The sequence below is a fragment of the Paraburkholderia sp. 31.1 genome, from assembly GCF_014397645.1.
GTDB classification, from domain to species: Bacteria; Pseudomonadota; Gammaproteobacteria; order Burkholderiales; family Burkholderiaceae; genus Paraburkholderia; species Paraburkholderia tuberum.
Genome location: NZ_VZQN01000224.1, coordinates 1 through 362 on the forward strand (window position 1 = coordinate 1; position 362 = coordinate 362).

1 protein-coding gene is annotated in these 362 nt (G+C 52.5%); it reads left to right on the forward strand.

All coding sequences use genetic code 11. The features are described from left to right. On the forward strand, window positions 1-251 hold a 251-nt coding region (locus F6X37_RS36545; RefSeq protein WP_222945053.1), incomplete at its 5' end, for a hypothetical protein. Window positions 252-362 lie beyond the last annotated feature (111 nt).

Consider the following 362-nt stretch of genomic DNA (forward strand, 5'->3'; position numbering starts at 1 on the left):
TCCGCCCAAATTACGAGAGTAGACGCGATCCGGCCAAAGTTTACAAGCACGGCTTTCAAGTCATTGAATGTAAACGGCTTGCTGGCGCGGGCGGCTGCCGCAGCGAGATGTGTATAACGCTATGGCTTGTACTGACGGAACAAACAGTTGATGAGTTTTATCGAAACCGAGGTTCCTGCTTACGGGATTTAATCGACAGAATCAAAGATCCCGTTACCGGGATTCCAGACATTCCTCTAGGGAAACACTGATCAATAAGCTCGTCGCCGGCGTTGCCGACGAGTCAGCTTGCAATTATCAGAATGTCGAAGGAATTCGGTCGCAAGCGAGGCGGGGTTTGCCCGGATTCGGGGCCCCCTCCT